14 protein-coding genes are annotated in these 15,894 nt (G+C 71.2%); 12 read left to right on the top strand and 2 right to left on the bottom strand.

What is annotated here, in order from left to right:
• Window positions 1–103: 103 nt before the first annotated feature.
• From Ate02nite_RS17030 to Ate02nite_RS17015, 4 genes are all read left to right on the top strand, one after another.
• Window positions 104–673: a histidine phosphatase family protein gene (locus tag Ate02nite_RS17030; protein ID WP_203806488.1), complete on the top strand. Its 570-nt coding sequence runs from the start codon at window positions 104–106 to the stop codon at window positions 671–673.
• A gap of 17 nt (window positions 674–690) precedes the next feature.
• Entirely contained in the window at window positions 691–2,067 is a 1,377-nt protein-coding gene (locus tag Ate02nite_RS17025; protein WP_203806486.1) for a DHA2 family efflux MFS transporter permease subunit, read from the top strand.
• A gap of 120 nt (window positions 2,068–2,187) precedes the next feature.
• Window positions 2,188–2,406, top strand: a complete 219-nt coding sequence (locus tag Ate02nite_RS17020) for a hypothetical protein (protein WP_203806484.1) — start codon at window positions 2,188–2,190, stop codon at window positions 2,404–2,406.
• 183 nt (window positions 2,407–2,589) lie between these two features.
• Complete coding sequence (locus Ate02nite_RS17015) at window positions 2,590–3,759, top strand: MFS transporter (RefSeq protein ID WP_203806482.1); 1,170 nt, start codon at window positions 2,590–2,592, stop codon at window positions 3,757–3,759.
• Between the two features lie 291 nt (window positions 3,760–4,050).
• On the opposite strand, the gene Ate02nite_RS17010 is transcribed toward Ate02nite_RS17015, so the two are convergent.
• Window positions 4,051–6,432: a beta-glucosidase family protein gene (locus Ate02nite_RS17010; RefSeq protein ID WP_203806480.1), complete on the bottom strand. Its 2,382-nt coding sequence runs from the start codon at window positions 6,430–6,432 to the stop codon at window positions 4,051–4,053.
• A 36-nt stretch (window positions 6,433–6,468) separates the two neighbouring features.
• Between Ate02nite_RS17010 and Ate02nite_RS17005 the strand changes: the two genes are divergently transcribed.
• Both Ate02nite_RS17005 and Ate02nite_RS17000 read left to right on the top strand, forming a co-directional pair.
• Window positions 6,469–7,458: a LacI family DNA-binding transcriptional regulator gene (locus Ate02nite_RS17005; RefSeq protein ID WP_203806478.1), complete on the top strand. Its 990-nt coding sequence runs from the start codon at window positions 6,469–6,471 to the stop codon at window positions 7,456–7,458.
• 105 nt (window positions 7,459–7,563) lie between these two features.
• A complete protein-coding gene (locus tag Ate02nite_RS17000; RefSeq protein WP_203806476.1) occupies window positions 7,564–8,034 on the top strand; it encodes a hypothetical protein in 471 nt (156 codons plus the stop codon).
• Between the two features lie 118 nt (window positions 8,035–8,152).
• Here the strand turns inward: Ate02nite_RS17000 and Ate02nite_RS16995 are convergent, their stop codons facing one another.
• Window positions 8,153–8,758: a hypothetical protein gene (locus Ate02nite_RS16995; RefSeq protein WP_203806474.1), complete on the bottom strand. Its 606-nt coding sequence runs from the start codon at window positions 8,756–8,758 to the stop codon at window positions 8,153–8,155.
• A gap of 188 nt (window positions 8,759–8,946) precedes the next feature.
• Here Ate02nite_RS16995 and Ate02nite_RS16990 point away from each other — a divergent pair, with 188 nt between their 5' ends.
• The 6 genes from Ate02nite_RS16990 to Ate02nite_RS16965 all read left to right on the top strand — a co-directional run bounded on the left by Ate02nite_RS16990 (window position 8,947) and on the right by Ate02nite_RS16965 (window position 15,887).
• Complete coding sequence (locus Ate02nite_RS16990) at window positions 8,947–10,251, top strand: efflux RND transporter periplasmic adaptor subunit (protein WP_203806472.1); 1,305 nt, start codon at window positions 8,947–8,949, stop codon at window positions 10,249–10,251.
• A gap of 99 nt (window positions 10,252–10,350) precedes the next feature.
• A complete protein-coding gene (locus Ate02nite_RS16985; protein ID WP_203806470.1) occupies window positions 10,351–11,076 on the top strand; it encodes a response regulator transcription factor in 726 nt (241 codons plus the stop codon).
• A gap of 161 nt (window positions 11,077–11,237) precedes the next feature.
• Window positions 11,238–12,683 (top strand): sensor histidine kinase, encoded by a 1,446-nt coding sequence (locus Ate02nite_RS16980; protein WP_239147468.1) that lies wholly within the window; start codon window positions 11,238–11,240, stop codon window positions 12,681–12,683.
• 65 nt (window positions 12,684–12,748) lie between these two features.
• Window positions 12,749–13,948, top strand: a complete 1,200-nt coding sequence (locus Ate02nite_RS16975) for an efflux RND transporter periplasmic adaptor subunit (protein ID WP_203806466.1) — start codon at window positions 12,749–12,751, stop codon at window positions 13,946–13,948.
• Window positions 13,945–14,682 (top strand): ABC transporter ATP-binding protein, encoded by a 738-nt coding sequence (locus Ate02nite_RS16970; protein WP_203806464.1) that lies wholly within the window; start codon window positions 13,945–13,947, stop codon window positions 14,680–14,682. The genes Ate02nite_RS16975 and Ate02nite_RS16970 overlap by 4 nt, the downstream gene beginning before the upstream one ends.
• A complete protein-coding gene (locus Ate02nite_RS16965) occupies window positions 14,679–15,887 on the top strand; it encodes an ABC transporter permease (RefSeq protein ID WP_203806462.1) in 1,209 nt (402 codons plus the stop codon). The genes Ate02nite_RS16970 and Ate02nite_RS16965 overlap by 4 nt, the downstream gene beginning before the upstream one ends.
• Window positions 15,888–15,894: the final 7 nt, after the last annotated feature.

Below are 15,894 nucleotides of genomic sequence, written 5' to 3'. Positions count from 1 at the left end.
CAGATATATAGGCGGTACGCAATGGCCCGTCGCCGAGCGGCTCATGCGGCGCTGTGAACGGCTACCGGCGGCGGGGGAGCGCGGGACACGGTAGAAAGAACGCATGGCGGAGATTGTGCTGATCCGGCACGGGCAGACCGAATGGAGCGCGGCGGGCAGGCACACGTCGTACACCGATCTGGAACTCACCGGCGAGGGCGAACGGCAGGCCCGCGCGGCCGGGGAACGCCTCCATGGGCGTACCTTCGCGGCCGTTGTCTCCAGCCCGCGCAAGCGGGCCTTGCGGACCGCTGAGCTGGCCGGGCTGACGGTCACCGAAACCACCGACGACCTGGCCGAATGGAACTACGGGGAGTACGAGGGAATCACCACCGCCACCATCCGCGAGACCAACCCGACCTGGTCGCTGTGGACCGACGGCGCCCCCGGCGGCGAGTCACCCGAGCAGATCGCCACCCGGATCGACCGGGTCCTCGCGCACGCCCGCAAGATCCTCGACGAGGATCGCGGCGACGTGGTGCTGATCGCCCACGGGCACTCGCTGCGGGTGACCGGTGCGCGCTGGATCGGCCTGCCGGCCAGCGGCGGCGGCCTGCTGAAGCTCGGCACCGCGACGATCTCCACGCTCGGGTTCGAGCACGGCAATCCGGCGATCGACTCCTGGAATGCCTGACCGGGCATGATCTAGGCATGACGAGGAGTGCGCGCTGGCTGGCGCTGCTGGTGGCCGGCGCGTACTTCATGGAGTTCCTGGACGCCACGGTGATCGCGCCGGCCGCGCCGCACATCGCCGCCGACCTCGGCGTCGCGCCGGTCACAGTCAACGTCACCATCACGGCGTACGTGCTGACCATCGCCGTACTGATCCCGATCAGCGGATGGCTCACCGAGCGATTCGGCGCCCGCCGGGTGTTCGCGGTCGCCATCGCGGTCTTCACGCTGGCCTCGGCCGGCTGCGCGGTCGCCGTCAACCTGCCGATGCTGGTCGGCACCCGGGTGCTGCAGGGCGTCGGCGGGGCGATGATGGTGCCGGTGGGGCGGCTGGTGGTGATCCGCACGACCGAGAAGACCGACCTGGTCCGGGCCGTCGCCTACCTGACCTGGCCGGCGCTTGTCGCGCCGCTGCTGGCACCCGCGCTGGGCGGTTTCCTCAGCGAGTACGCCTCCTGGCGCTGGATCTTCCTGATCAACCTGCCACTCGGCGTGGTCGCCCTGCTGCTGTCCTTCCGGCTGGTACCCGACGTGCGCGCCGACAACCCCGGCCCGCTCGACCTGCGCGGCTTCCTGCTGGGCGCGGCCGGCATCGCCGCGCTCGTGGTCGGCCTGGAGGGCGTGGCCGAGTCCCATCCGGACTGGCCCCTGGCGATCGGTGCCCTGGCGCTGGCCGCGGTCGCCCTCACCGCCGTCGTCGTGCATCTGCTTCGCGCGCGTCAGCCGCTTGTCGACCTGAGCATCCTGCGGGTACGCACCTACCGGGTCACCGCGCTCGGCGGCTCGGTGTTCCGGGCCGTCATCACCGCCATCCCGTTCCTGCTGCCGCTGTTCTTCCAGATCGGCTTCGGCTGGACCGCCGCGCAGGCCGGCCTGGTGGTTATCGCGCTGTTCGCCGGAAACGTCGGCATCAAGCCGGTCACCACCCCGCTGATGCGGCGCCTCGGGATCCGGACCGTGATGCTGGGCGCGGTGCTGGCGTCGGCGGTCTGCCTGATCGGCATCGCGTACCTGCGGCCGTCGACGCCGATCGTCGCGTTGCTCGGGTTGCTGGCGCTGAGCGGTATTTTCCGGTCGATCGGGTTCACCACGTACAACACGGTTGCCTTCGCCGACGTCCCCGGTTCCCGGATGACCAGCGCGAACACGCTCATGTCGACGGTGCAGGAGCTGGGTGGCGGGCTCGGCGTGGCGGTCGGCGCCCTGCTGGTGCGGCTCGGCGCCGGCGTCTCGGTGGACGGTGCGTACCGGTTCGCGTTCCTGTTCCTGGCCGCGCTGCTGATCGTGCCGGCCGTGGACGCCTTCCGCCTGCCCCGCGACGCGGGCAACCTGGTGGCCGGTCGCGCTCAGTCCTAACCGGACGGTCCTACCAGCACAAACGAATGATCAACAAGAAAGCCCTTCGGCCGAGAGCCCAGGTTCACCGCCGCCGCTAACTTTCATGATCGTTAAGCGGTCCGGTGAAAGGGGGGCGACGTGGGCCTGCTAGGCCGCCTGTTCCGGCGCTGCTTCCGCCGCCGCCCCACACCCCCGGCCTCGGCGGTGGCCGGCGTGCTGGCCGAGACTCGCTCCTGGGAGCGAGACCAGCCCATCCACGACACCGACCACCCCGGCGCAACCGGCGTCCACGCCGAACGTCGCGCCGCCGACGCCTTGGACCCACCCCGCCGCTGCGACTGCCCCGAGCCCGACTGACCTTCCCGCGCCCGGCGCCGCCTGACGGTCGCCGGACCGGGTTTGAGGGCGGTTCGAGAGGCTTGCGCGGCTGCCCGGCAGGGGCAAGCTCGTCCCGCGCTTGCGGGCTTCGGCGCTTGTGCTTCCGCGCTTTGGCGCCGGCAGGGGCCGCGGATCTTGGAACGGTATTGCACTCAGCGGGGTATGAACTCCGCCGCGCTGCTGTGGGGATTGCAGTTCGCCCTGCTCAACCCGGCCCTTGCGGTGCTGCTCGTGGAGGTCTTCGACGCCTCGGCCGGCGAGGTGGGGGTGGTCCTCGCCGTCTACAACGGCAGCGGCTTCATCGCCTCGCTCGTGTTGCCCGCGTATGCCGACCGCCGGCGCGACTACCTCCGCCCGATGATCGCCTGCGGGATTCTCACTCTCGTCCTGGCTGGTCTGCTCGCCGTCACCACGTCGCTGCCGGTCGCGGTCTGTGCCCTCGCGGTGGTCGGCGGCCCGGCGGGTGTCGGCAACTCATTGCTGTTCGCCCACCTCAAGAACAGCGGCGCCGCTGCCCGGGAGGTGGTTCGAACCCGGGCGATCGTCTCCTTCGCCTGGGTGGCCGGCCCGCCGCTGGCCACCCTGGTCATCGCCGGTTCGGGGCCGCGAGCGGTCCTCGCCCTGCTGGCCGGGGTCGCCGTCCTGACCACCGCCACAACAACAGCAATGCTGCGCGCCGGCACGCCCGTCGCCGGGGTGACCGAAGGAAAGAGCGCGACGGGAGGTGGCGGGGCGGTCGACGGCGCGAGTGTGGGGGATTCCGGGAAGCGGGGGCGGATCGCGATCGTCCTCGTCGTCTTTGTCGCGTTGCAGGCGACCAACAGTGCCGCTGTGTCGATCATGACGTTGTTCGTCACGGAGCGGATGCATCTCGCGGTTACCTGGGCCGGTGTCACGCTTGGCGTCGCCGCTGCCCTGGAGATTCCCGCGCTGCTGATCATCGGGCGACTGAGCGATCGCTTCTCCGGCCCCCGGCTCCTGGCCTCCGGTTGTGTCGCCGGGATCGCCTACTACGTGGCCATGGCGTATGCCGGGGGTCCGGTGACTCTCATCGGGCTCCAGGTCCTCAACGCCTGGTTCTTCGCCGCGATCGCCGGCATCGGCCTGACCCTCTTCCAGGAGTTGATCCCCCGGCCGGGGCTGGCCTCCGGCCTGTACATCAACACCCGGCGGGTCGGCGCCATCGTCTCGGGGCCGATCATCAGCATCGCTGCCGCGAGCAGCCTCGGCTACAGCGCTGTCTTCCTCGCCTGCGCGGTCATCACCGCCGCAGCCCTCGCCGGACTCCCCGCCATCGGCGCCCGAGCCATGGCCGACGCCAGCCATGGCTGACAGCCCAGCCAATGACGGCTCCCGCCGAGAGGCCTTGGTTGGGCCGGAGAGGTCGGCTGGGGTCTCGGCGACGGATGCGCCTGGCCGAGAGGACTTTGTCTGGGACGGTGCCGTCGGCTGAGGCCCGACGAGGCGCGTGTTCCGTAGGGGATTTCCCGGCTGGCCGGAGTCGTTGGCTGAACGCCCGCCCCGGGCGATCCTCGCCCGGGGCGGCGGTGTCGGCTTGGGCTCTGGCGGCTCGTTCCGCCGTTGGCGCTCGCTGCATTTGGGCGGGCGCCAACGGCTAAAGGGTCAGGAGACGACGGCTCGGATGTCGCCCAGGCCTCGAGCCACCAGGAACTCGCCGCCGTCGGCCAGGCGGGACCAGGTGTTGGTGGTGGGGTTCCAGCGGCGCCACAGCCGCGGGTCGGTCTCGACGACCACCCGGGCTGCCTCGCCGGGGGCCACCGTCACGGCGGTCCAGCCGACCAGGCGGGTGGGCTCGTCCGGTTCGGTGGGGCGCAGGTAGACCTGGACCACCTCGCGGCTGGGGTGGGACCCGACGTTGGTCACCGTGGCCGTTACCGCGGGGGCGTCGCCGGTTACCAGGCGTACGTCGGTGTACTCCCACTTGCCGTAACCCAGGCCGTGGCCCAGCCAGAACGCCGGCGCCGGGGCCTTGCCGGCGAAGTGGCCCCGGTAACCGATGAACGTGCCCTCGCTGTAGACCAACTTGCCGTCGACCGGGGTCACCGACCACGCGGGGGACGCCTCGTCGGCAGCGGGGAACGTGGTTACCAGGCGGCCGGCCGGTTCGATGTCGCCCAGCAGCGCCGCCGCGATGGCGTGGCCGCCCTCCTGGCCGGGCAGGCCGGCCCAGATGACCGCATCTACCCGGGACAGCCACGGCATCAGCACGGGGGTGGCCGCGTTGACCACCACCACGGTGTGGCGGGCCGCGCCGGCCACCGCTTCGACCAGGGCGTCCTGGGCGCCGGGCAGCTGCAGGGTGGACTTGTCGACCGACTCGGTCTCCTGCTCCTCGGTCAGTCCGACCACCACCACGGCCACGTCGGCGCCGGCGGCCGCGCGGACCGCCTCGTCGATCACGTCGACCGTCTCGCGGGAGGCTGACCGCGCGATAAGACCGAAAAGTCCCATGTCTGAGGTCAGCGTCACGGTCGCGGTGAAGAGCGTGCCGGCCGGGACGGTGAACCGGTCGGTCCGCAGCGGGGGAGTGAGCACCTCTTCGCCGAAGCCGCTACCGCTGGTCCGCAGTGAGTAGGACAAATCGAACGAAGCGGCGGAGATCTTCCAGTCACCGACGCCCATCGCGCCGAGTTCTACCTCGGTGGAAGAAGAGCCGGCCACCACGCCGGACAGGACCGCGGACGTCACCGTGCCGGAGAAGTCGTCGTCCATCCCGATCATCGTCTTGGCCTGGGCGCTGAAGCGCTGCTCCAGCTCGTTGCCGGCGGCGTCGTACAGCACGATGCGGATGCCGGCCTCGCCGGTCACCGGGTCGGTCAGGAAACCGTCGCGGGCCGGCACCGGCCGGGTGCGCACCTCGACCCCGTCCACCACGGTGAGCCGGGCCAGATCGCCGAGGCCGGTCGCCACGCTGATCTGGTAGGGCGGGTTGACCTGGGCGGAGCCGCCACCCATGTCGATCGTCTCGAGCGCGTGCCGGCCGATCAACGCCACCGAACCGGCTCGGTCCAGGGGAAGCACGTCACCGTCGTTCTTCAGCACGGTGATGCCCGACGCCGCGAGGCGGGTGAGCTGCTCACGCCGTACGGCTGAATCGGGGAGCGGAAGCGACGACGGCCAGACGCGGGGGGCACCCAGCGCGCCCACCCGTTTGGCCAGCAGCAGCAGCCGGCTGACGTGATCGTCGATCACCGCCTCGTCCACCTCGCCGGCCTGGACCGCCGCGACCAGCGCGTCGCCCCACGGGCCGTTCGGGCCGGGCATGACCAGGTCGAGGCCGCCGTTGGCGGCAGGAGCGGCGGTCTTGGTGGCGAACCAGTCGGACATCACCAGGCCGGTGTAGCCCCAGTCGTCCTTGATCACCTCGTTGATCACGTGGTGCTGCTCGGTGGCGGCGACGCCGTTGACGTCGTTGTAGGCGCCCATGATCGCCCAGGCATCCGTCGCCATCTCGAACGGCAGCAGGTAGAGCTCGCGCAGCGTCTTCTCGTCGACGACGCTGTCGACCGTGTTGCGGTCGGTCTCCGACTCGTTGGCGACCAGGTGCTTCAGGCAGGCGGCAACCCCGGCGTCCTGCAGGCCGCGCACGTAGGCGGCGGCCAGGCGGCCGGTCAGCAGAGGATCTTCCGAGTACGCCTCGAAGAGGCGCCCGCCCAGCGGGGTGCGGTGCAGGTTGATGGTCGGGCCGAGGACGACGTGGATCTCCTGGGCCATGGCCTCCTCGGCGAGCAGCCGGCCGACCTCGTAGGCGGAGTCGACGTCCCAGGCGGAGGCGAGCAGGGTGGCGTTGGGGAACAGCGACACCACCCGGCCGCCGGAGAACTTGAGCCCCCGCACACCGGTGGGGCCGTCGGAGAAGTTCATCGCGCTGAGCCCGATGGATGGCTCGGCGGCGAGGGTGAAGGTGGACGCGCCGGTGAGGAGCCGCACCTTGGCGGGCAGATCCAGCGACTTGACGAGCGGGGCGAGGTCGTCGGTGGTCATGGACCCATGGTTACACGTGTAAGTAGGCTTGTCATCATGTCCGAACAGACCCACCGCCGGATCACCAGTGCCGACGTGGCACGGCTGGCCGGTGTTTCGCGCGCCACGGTCAGCTACGTCATGAACGACACCCCGCGGCAGACCATCTCGCCGTCCACCCGCACCCGGGTGCTCGACGCCGCGGCCCGGCTCGGCTACTCGCCCAGCGCCGCCGCCCGCACCCTGCGCACCGGGCGTTCCGACGTGGTGCTCTGCCTGCTGCCGGACTGGCCGATCGGGCCCGAGGTGGGCTCGATGCTGGGCAATCTGTCCACCGCGCTGGCCCGGCACGGGCTCACCCTGGTGGTGCACCCGGGCAACCGGGAGGACCGGCCGATCGGCGAGATCTGGAAGGCGATCACCCCGGCCGCGGTGATCGCCTACACCGACTTCTCGGTGGGGGAGATCGCCGCGATGCGGTCGGCCGGGGTGGCCCTGGTGGTGCCGATCTTCGGGCGGGAGGCCCAGCCCGCGGTCCCTCAGCAGCTGATCGGGCGGCAGCAGGCCGCGCACCTGATCACCGCCGGGCACACCCGGCTCGGTTACGCCTACCCCGACGACGAGCGGGTGCGCACCTTCGCCGAGCCGCGGCTCGCCGGCGTCCAGGACGAATGCCGGGACAGCCAGGTGGGTGGTCCGGCGACCGAGACGGTCACCCTCGATCGCGATCAGGCCCATGCGGCCGTACGCCGTTGGCACGCGGCCGGTGTCACGGGGGTGTGCGCCTACAACGACGAGGTGGCGCTCGCGGTCCTGGCCGGGGTGCGGCTGGCCGGTCTCACCGCGCCGGCCGACCTGGCGGTGATCGGCGTCGACGACATCCCGCCGGCCCGCCTGGTCATACCCTCGCTGACCACCGTCACCACGGACCAGGCCGCGGTGGCCGCCTACCTGTCGGCGACCGTGGTGGCCGCGATCAACGGTCGCCCGGCGCCCGCGGTGCCCACGGCCGACCTGGTCCAGCTCGTGCGCAGGGAGAGTGCTTGATCAAAGTCGTACATGAAACGCACAGGCACGCCACATGGGTGGCTCAGCTCTCCGGCGAATCGTGAAGGGAACAGAACGACTAACCCGCCCACCAGGGGGTCCGCCATGCTTGTGCAGCTCAACCGCTCCGGTGTCAGCCGCGACTTCAGCGCCACCGCGACAGACCTCCCGCTCAACCCCGCGAGCCTGCCGGCCGGCGCCGGTCCGCGCCCGGTGGTGGCGGTCCTCGGCCTGGCCAGCCGGGTGGCCGGCCTCGCCCAGCACCTGCCGGCCGGCTGGTCGGTGCGGTTCGCCGGTGACATCGACGACGTCGAGTCCGACGAGCTGGTGCTGTTCGCCGGGGCCGCGGTGCGCGACATCGCGCTGGCCCGGCGGCTGCTGCCCGGCCGTACGCAGATCATCGCGCTGGTCGACGACGCCGCCCCGGCCGAGCAGGTGGCGGGCGTGCTCACCGCCGGCGCCGACGCGTGCGTGCGCGGCGGCCAGCCGGCGATACTGGCCAGCCACCTCGTCGCCTGCCGCCGCCGCCAGATGGCCGGCCGCTGGGCGCAGCTCAACCACCAGGACCGGCGGTAGAAACAGACCGGGTCGCTCGCGACTTGCCGGGGGGCCACGTCGCGAACGACCCGGAGAAGACCGCGCCGCCGATGCCGTTACGGGGGGTACGGCACCGACGGCGCGGAGAGGGGACCGCCTAGGCGGTCGGGGTGGCGCTGGCCTGCGGCTGGAGCACCTTGCAGGTCTCGATCGCCTTCTTGACGGTCGCGTCGGCGGTGTTCAGGTTGCTGGTGTCGGTGACACCGTTCTCCTTGAGGCAGTTCTGGTAGGCGGCGTTCGCGCCACCGCCACCGTTCCGGCCGTTGCCGCCGTTCATGCCGCCGCCGAACGACGGGCGCACCGAGGCACACGCCTCCTGCGCCTTCGTCCAGGTCGCCTCGTCGACGCCGTCCGGCTTCTGGAAGCCGCCGCCACCGCCCGGGAAGCCGCCGCCACCGGCGCCGCGGCTGCCGGAGGGCCGGGGCATGCCGGACGGGTTGCCCGACGGCCGGCCGCCCTCGGGGAAGCCCGACGCGCCCTCGCGCGGCTGGCGGGACGGCATCGTGATGGTCACGCCGTTCTTGGCCAGACACTGCTGGTACGCGGCGAACGCGGTGTTCTGACCGCCGCCACCGTCACCGTTCCCGCCGCCCGAGGAGTCGTCCGAGCTGCCACCGCCGCACGCGGCGACCAGCAGCACGGCTGCGGACGCGACGAACAGCGCCGCCGCTCGGCGGGGCGCTTTCGAACCGACTTTGCGCACTATGCCTCATTTCTCCGGCCAGGGATGTCGGCCCCACCCAAGCCCGGCAACCTGCACGCAACGTCGGGAGATCCTCATAGTTCGCTTGGAGACCCTGTGCCGGGGCTGTGCTCAAGATCTTTGGCTCCGAGCCAACTCCGAGCCAGAACCGAGCATCCGGCGAGGACAACCCGGAACACTTCCCCGCCATGGGTGAAGTACTGGCCGGTCGACGGCGCTGGATCTGGATCGCTGCGGCTGTCGTCGTGCTCGCGCTGATCGCGTACGGAGTGGTGCACGCGTTGACCGCGGACGCCGCGGAGAAGCCGAAGGCGGCGGCCACCTCGGCGGCCGACCTCGGCGACGTGACCACCGAGGTGGCCACCACCGGCACGTTGCAGCCGGCGCAGACGCGCAGCCTCTCCTTCGCGGTGCAGGGCACGGTGGAGAGCGTGTCGGTGCGGGCCGGTAACACGGTCACCGCCGGGCAGGTGCTCGCGAAGGTCGACGACACCGACGCGGCCACCGCCGTGGACGACGCGCAGGAGTCCCTCGACGACGCCGAGGACACGCTGACCGAGGCCAAGGCGAATGCCTCGAAGACGTCGACCACGACGTCCTCCTCCGGATGCAACGTGGCGGCCGCGTACACCTCTCCCACCGCCTCGCCGACGCCGACCGCTTCACCGACCGCGACCGCTTCGCCGACCGCGACCGCCACGTCGTCGCCGACGGCGACCGCCACGGCCACGGCCACCGCCACGAAGACCGCCACTGCCAAGCCGACCGCCACCGCGACCCGCGGCAGCGGCGCCGGCACCGGTTCGGGCTCTGGCAGCTGCTCGACCAGTGGCAGCAGTGGCAGCAGCGGCAGCGGCAGCGGTCAGCAGGGCGGCGGCCAGAGCAGCAGCGGCGACGCGATCCTCAGCGCCCAGCAGCGGGTCACCTCGGCCACCACCTCGCTCGAGGAGGCCGAGGAGGCCCTGGCCGGCGCGACCATCACCGCCCCGATCGCCGGCCGGATCATCAGCGTCAGCGGCAAGGTAGGCAGCAGCGTCAGCTCCGGATCGACCTTCATCACCCTGGCCGACGTCTACGACATGCAGATCAGCGCGTCCTTCCCGGAGGCCGACGCGGACCGGCTGGCGGTCAAGCAGAAGGCCGTGGTCACCCTGGCCGACCGGGTGGGCAAGGAGTTCAAGGCGACCGTCGTGCAGGTCGACCCGACCGGCACCAGCGACGGCACCATGGTCACCTTCGGTACCGTGCTCTCCTTCGACGAGGCCCCTACCGAGCTGCTGGTCGGCCAGAGCGCGTCGGTGAAGATCACCACCGGCTCGAAGACCGGCGTGCTCCGGGTGCCCAGCACCGCGGTGCACAACGTCAAGGGCGACACCGGCACCGTGCTCAAGGGCGGCAGCCAGGTGTCGGTCGGGGTGGGGCTGCGCGGCGACCAGTACACCGAGATCACCAGCGGTCTCACCGAAGGTGATCAGGTCACCCGATCTTGGTGACGGTGGGTATACAGCTCGCTCTCGCGCGATTCATAGGGAATTCCTAGGTAGCGTTGATACTCATTCCGGGTGCTAACTGATTCGCATACCTCTGTCGCATTGCGCGAGCCCCCGGCGCGGGCCGCCCGGGTCCTCGTGGTCGACGACGAGCCCAACATTTCCGCCCTGCTCAGCGCCACGCTCCGGCTGGTCGAGTTCGAGGTGCGGGTGGTCGACACCGGCCACCGGGCCCTGGTCGCGATCGAGGAGTTCGAGCCCGACCTGGTCGTGCTCGACGTGATGCTGCCCGACCTGGACGGCTTCGACGTCGCCAAGCGGCTGCGGGCCAACGGCAGCCGGGTCCCGGTGCTGTTCCTGACCGCCCGGGACGCGGTCGAGGACCGGATCTCCGGTCTCTCGGCCGGCGCCGACGACTACGTCACCAAGCCGTTCAGCCTGGAGGAGGTCGTGCTGCGGATCCGGGCGATCCTGCGGCGCAGCCAGCCCGAGCTGGACGCGCCGGGCGCCGACGCCGGCGTGCTGCGGTACGCCGATCTCGAGCTCGACGAGGACGCGCACGAGGTGCGCCGGGCCGGCCGCCTGATCGACCTGTCGCCGACCGAGTTCAACCTGCTGCGCTACCTGATGATCAACGCGGGCCGGGTGGTCAGCAAGGCGCAGATCCTGGACCGGGTCTGGAAGTACGACTTCGGCGGCGACGGCCGCATCGTCGAGTCCTACGTGTACTACCTGCGCCGCAAGATCGACAAGACCGACCCGCCGCTGATCCACACCGTCCGCGGTGTCGGCTACGCGCTGCGGCTGCCACGCGGTGGGGAGGAGTGAACTTTTTTCAAGATGGCCGGGGCGGCAGCGCCCGGCGCCGATCAACGGCGCCGGAACCGCTGGCCCTAGGCCAGCTTGAAAAAGGTTCATTGACCACCCGGCTCCGCTGGCGACCGCGGCGGTGGGGCCATTGGACGCTGCGCTCGCGACTGGTTCTGGTCGTGGGCGCGCTCGCCGCGGTCGCCCTGCTCATCGCGAACATCACCGGCCTGGTGCTGATTCGCGGCTACCTGCTCAGCCGGATCGACGACCAGCTGAGCGGGATGGCCCGGCCGTTCGCCGAGGACCGCATCTCCACCTTCAGCGCCATCCCGCGGGGCCGGTTCCAGCGCCTCGGGCCCGAACAGCTGACGTACTCCTACAACCCGGACGGCTCGCTGAACCCCGACCGCAGCTACAACGCCGACAAGGCCGACCTGTCCGCCGAGACCTTCGCCGAGATCAAGACCCGGGCCGCGGCCGGCAAACCGTTCACGATGAGCGGGCCGGACAACGACTGGCGGGTGATCGCCGTGCCGGACACCTCGACCGGCGGCTACGCGGTCATCGGGGTCTCCCTCTCCGAGGTGCAGCAGACCACCGACCAGCTGATGCTGATCGACGCCGGCGTCTCCGCGCTGGTGCTCGCCCTGCTGGCCGGCGGCGCCTGGTTCGTGGTGCGGCTCGGGCTGCGCCCGCTCAACGACATGGAACGGCTCGCCACCGACATCTCGGCCGGCAACCTCTCCGGCCGGGTCGCCGACACCGACACGCACACCGAGCCCGGCCGGCTCGGCCTCGCGCTCAACTCGATGCTCACCCGGATCGAGGCCGAGGTCGACGCCCGCACCTCCAGCGAGCAGCGGCTCCGGCAGTTCGTCGCGGACGCCTCGCACGAGCTGCGCACCCCGCTCACCTCGATCCGCGGCTTCGCCGAGCTGTACAGGCGGGGCGGCGCACCGCCCGGTGCGGCCCTGGACGAGACGATGAGCCGGATCGAGGGCGAGGCCGGCCGGATGGGCGTGCTGGTCGAGGACCTGCTCATGCTGGCCCGCCTCGACCAGCAGCGACCGCCGCCCGCGCTGCGCCCGGTCGACCTGCTGGAGATCGCCGCCGACACGATCCGGGACGCGCACGCCCGGGTGCCGAGCCGGCCGGTGCGGCTCTCCGGGCTCGAGGACGACGCCGACACGTTCGAACCGGCCACCGTGCTCGGCGACGAGCACGGCCTGCGCCAGGTCGCCACCAACCTGGTCGCCAACGCCCTGCAGCACACCCCGGCCCGGTCCCAGGTCACCGTGCGGGTGGGCCGGCTGCCGGCCCGGCCGCCACGGGCCACCACCGTGCTGTCCGGCCCGGCCACCGTGCGTCCCGGGCTGCCGCTGGCCGTCTTCGAGGTCACCGACGACGGGCCCGGCGTGCCGCCGCTGCACGCCGCCCGGGTCTTCGAACGGCTCTACCGGGCCGACTCCAGCCGCACCCGCGGCCGGGGCGGCGGATCGGGGCTCGGGCTGTCCATCGTCGCGGCGATCGTTCACGGTCACGGAGGGTGGGTGGAGCTCGATGCACCGCACGGGGGAGGGGCGACTTTCCGGGTCCTGCTACCGACTTCCGGTGACACCCCGTGAGATTCCGAGCTGGCTCCGAGCTTCCGACGAAGATCCTCCCAGGCCGCCCCACCACAGTGTCCCGCATGCCAGCGCGCCTTAACCTGCGACGTCCGACAGTGGCGGTCAACGCCGCCCTCGGAGTCGCCCTCGTCGCCGGGGCCTTCTGGGCGTACGAGACCCTGCAAGGACCGGACACCACGACGGCCGCCAACGCCTCGGTTCGCTCGGTTTCGGTCCAGCAGGGGACGGTCACCAAGACCGTGTCCGCGGACGGGACCCTGGAGAGCGCGAGTACGGCGACCGCCAGCTTCGAGACCGGAGGAACGGTCACCGCGATCAATGTGAAAGTCGGCTCGGTGGTGAAGAAGGGACAGGTGCTCGCGAAGGTCGATCCGGCCGACGCGCAGCGCACCCTGGACGCCGCCGAGACCGACCTGGACGCCGCGAACGACGCCCTCACCCGGGCCGAGGACGCCGGGTCGGACACCTCCAGTGCCGAGAACGAGGTCGCCCAGGCCGAGGACGCGGTCGACTCGGCCCAGGCCGGGGTGGACGGCACCGTGCTCAAGGCCCCGATGGCCGGCACGATCACCGCCGTCAACGGCACGCTCGGAAGCTCCTCCTCCGGCAGTTCCTCGTCGACCGGCAGCAGCAGCGGCGGCGGCTCCAGCGCCGGCGGCGGCAGCAGCTCCTCGTCGAGTTCCTCGAGCTCGTCGTCCGGCTTCGCGGAGATCGCCGACCTGACCAAGATGCAGGTCAGCGCGGACTTCGCCGAGGCCGACGCGACCAAGCTCAAGGAGAAGCAGGTCGCCGACGTCACCTGGAACGCGCTGTCCGGCACCACCGCGACCGCCAAGGTCACCGCGATCGACCCGTCCGGCACCACCAGCAACAGCGTGGTGACCTACGGCGTCACGCTCACCCTGGACAAGGTGCCGACCGGCGCCAAGGTCGGCCAGACCGTGTCGGTCTCGGTCACCACCGGCAGCGTCGAGAACGCCACCTTCGTCAACTCGGCGGCGCTCACCACGGTCGGCACCCGGCACACGGTGACCGTGGTCAGCAACGGTGCCACCGAGGTGCGCCAGGTCGAGATCGGCCTGGAGGGGGACGAGGCCACCCAGATCACCTCCGGCGTCGAGGCCGGCGAGCAGGTCCAGCTGAAGACGACCACGACGACCACCACCAACCAGCAGGGTGGCGGGTTCGGCAACTTCGGTGGCGGCGGTGCCCCGGCCGGCGGCGGCAACTTCGGTGGCGGCACCGGTGGGGGCCCGCGATGAGCCGGCCGGTCATCGAGGTCCGCGGCCTCCAGAAGATCTACGGCGAGGGCGAGGCCACCGTGCACGCGCTGGCCGGGGTGTCCCTGGTGGTGGAACGCGGCGACTACGTGGCGATCATGGGTTCGTCCGGCTCCGGCAAGTCGACCCTGATGAACATCCTCGGCGCGCTCGACGTGCCCACCCACGGCACCTACCACCTGGACGGGGTGGACGTCAGCAAGCTGGGCGACCGGCAGCTGGCCCTGGCCCGGAACCGGCTCATCGGGTTCATCTTCCAGTCGTTCAACCTGATCCCGCGCACGACGGCGGTGGCGAACGTCGAGCTCCCGCTCGCGTACGCCGGGGTGAAGCCGCGCGAGCGGCGCCGCCGGGCCCTGGCCGCGCTGAGCGTGGTCGGCCTGGACGACCGGGCCAAGCACGAGCCCAACCAGCTCAGTGGTGGTCAGCAACAGCGGGTCGCGGTAGCCCGGGCACTGGTCACCGAGCCGGCTCTGCTGCTCGCCGACGAGCCCACCGGTAACCTGGACAGCCGCTCGACCGAGGACGTGCTCAACGTCTTCGACGACCTCAGCGCGGCCGGCCGCACCATCGTGATCATCACGCACGAGGACGAGGTCGGCGCCCGCGCCAAGCGGCTGGTCCGCCTGGTCGACGGCCGGATCGTCCAGGACACCCGCCAGTCGCCGCTCAACCAGCGGCCGGTCGGCGCCTTCGCAGGCAGGCACTCCGGATGAGCTTTCGGGAAGTAGTCCGGTTCGCGCTGCGGGGTCTCTCCGCCAACAAGCTGCGCTCGGCCCTGACCATGCTGGGCATCCTGATCGGTGTGGCCTCGGTGATCCTGCTGGTCGCGGTCGGCAACGGCTCGGCCAAGGCGGTCAGCGACCGGATCGAGGCGCTCGGCACCAACACCATCACCGTGATGAGCACCAACCGGGGCGGCTCGTCCAACACGTCGCTCACCACCGAGATCGCCGACGCGCTGACCGACCAGACCATGGCCCCCGACGTGGCGTCGGTGTCGCCAGTGGTCAGCTCGTCCGCGACGATCACCTACGAGGGCACCGACCACGACGTCAGCACGTTCGTCGGCACCACCACCGACTGGTTCAAGGCGTCGAACACGCCGGTCGGCGAGGGCGCGGCGTTCAGCGCGGACGACGTGGCCCAGGGCCGGCGGGTGGTGGTGATCGGCCAGACCGTGGCCGAGGAGCTGTTCCCCGGCGTCGACCCGATCGACAAGCAGGTCACCGTCAGTGGCGCCCTGTTCACCGTGGTCGGCGTGCTGGAGGAGAAGAGCTCGACCGGCAACCAGGACTCCAACGACACCGCGATCGCGCCGCTCAACGCGGTGCGGCAGGTGCTCAGCGGGTACGGCGCGCTCAGCTCGATCCTGATCGAGGCGAAGGACCCGGACAAGGTCGACCTGGTGCAGTCCGAGGTCTCCACGATCCTGGACCAGCGGCTGACCACCACGGCGTCGTCGACCAGCTCGACAAGCACGCCGTACCGCATCCAGAACGCGTCGCAGCTGCTGGAGACGCAGACCGCGACCGCCGACACGTTCACCACCCTGCTCGGGGCGGTGGCCGCGATCAGTCTGCTGGTCGGCGGGATCGGTATCACCAACATCATGCTGGTGACGGTGACCGAGCGAACCCGGGAGATCGGCATCCGCAAGGCGCTCGGCGCCCCGCGGCGGGTGATCCTCAATCAGTTCCTGATCGAGGCGACCCTGTTGAGCGTGATAGGCGGCGCACTCGGCGTCGCGGCCGCGCTGATCGGCAGCAACTTCGAGATCGTCGGGGTCAAACCGGTGATCGTGCCCAGCTCGGTGGGGCTCGCCCTGGGCGTGTCCATCGCCATCGGACTGTTCTTCGGCGGCCTGCCCGCCAGCCGCGCCGCCCGGCTGCGTCCCATCGACGCGCTGCGCTACGAGTAAGGATCCG

This window comes from Paractinoplanes tereljensis (assembly GCF_016862435.1).
Taxonomy (GTDB): domain Bacteria; phylum Actinomycetota; class Actinomycetes; order Mycobacteriales; family Micromonosporaceae; genus Actinoplanes; species Actinoplanes tereljensis.
The sequence above is the reverse complement of the archived record's forward strand: the minus strand, read 5'-3'. Positions and strand labels throughout refer to the sequence as shown.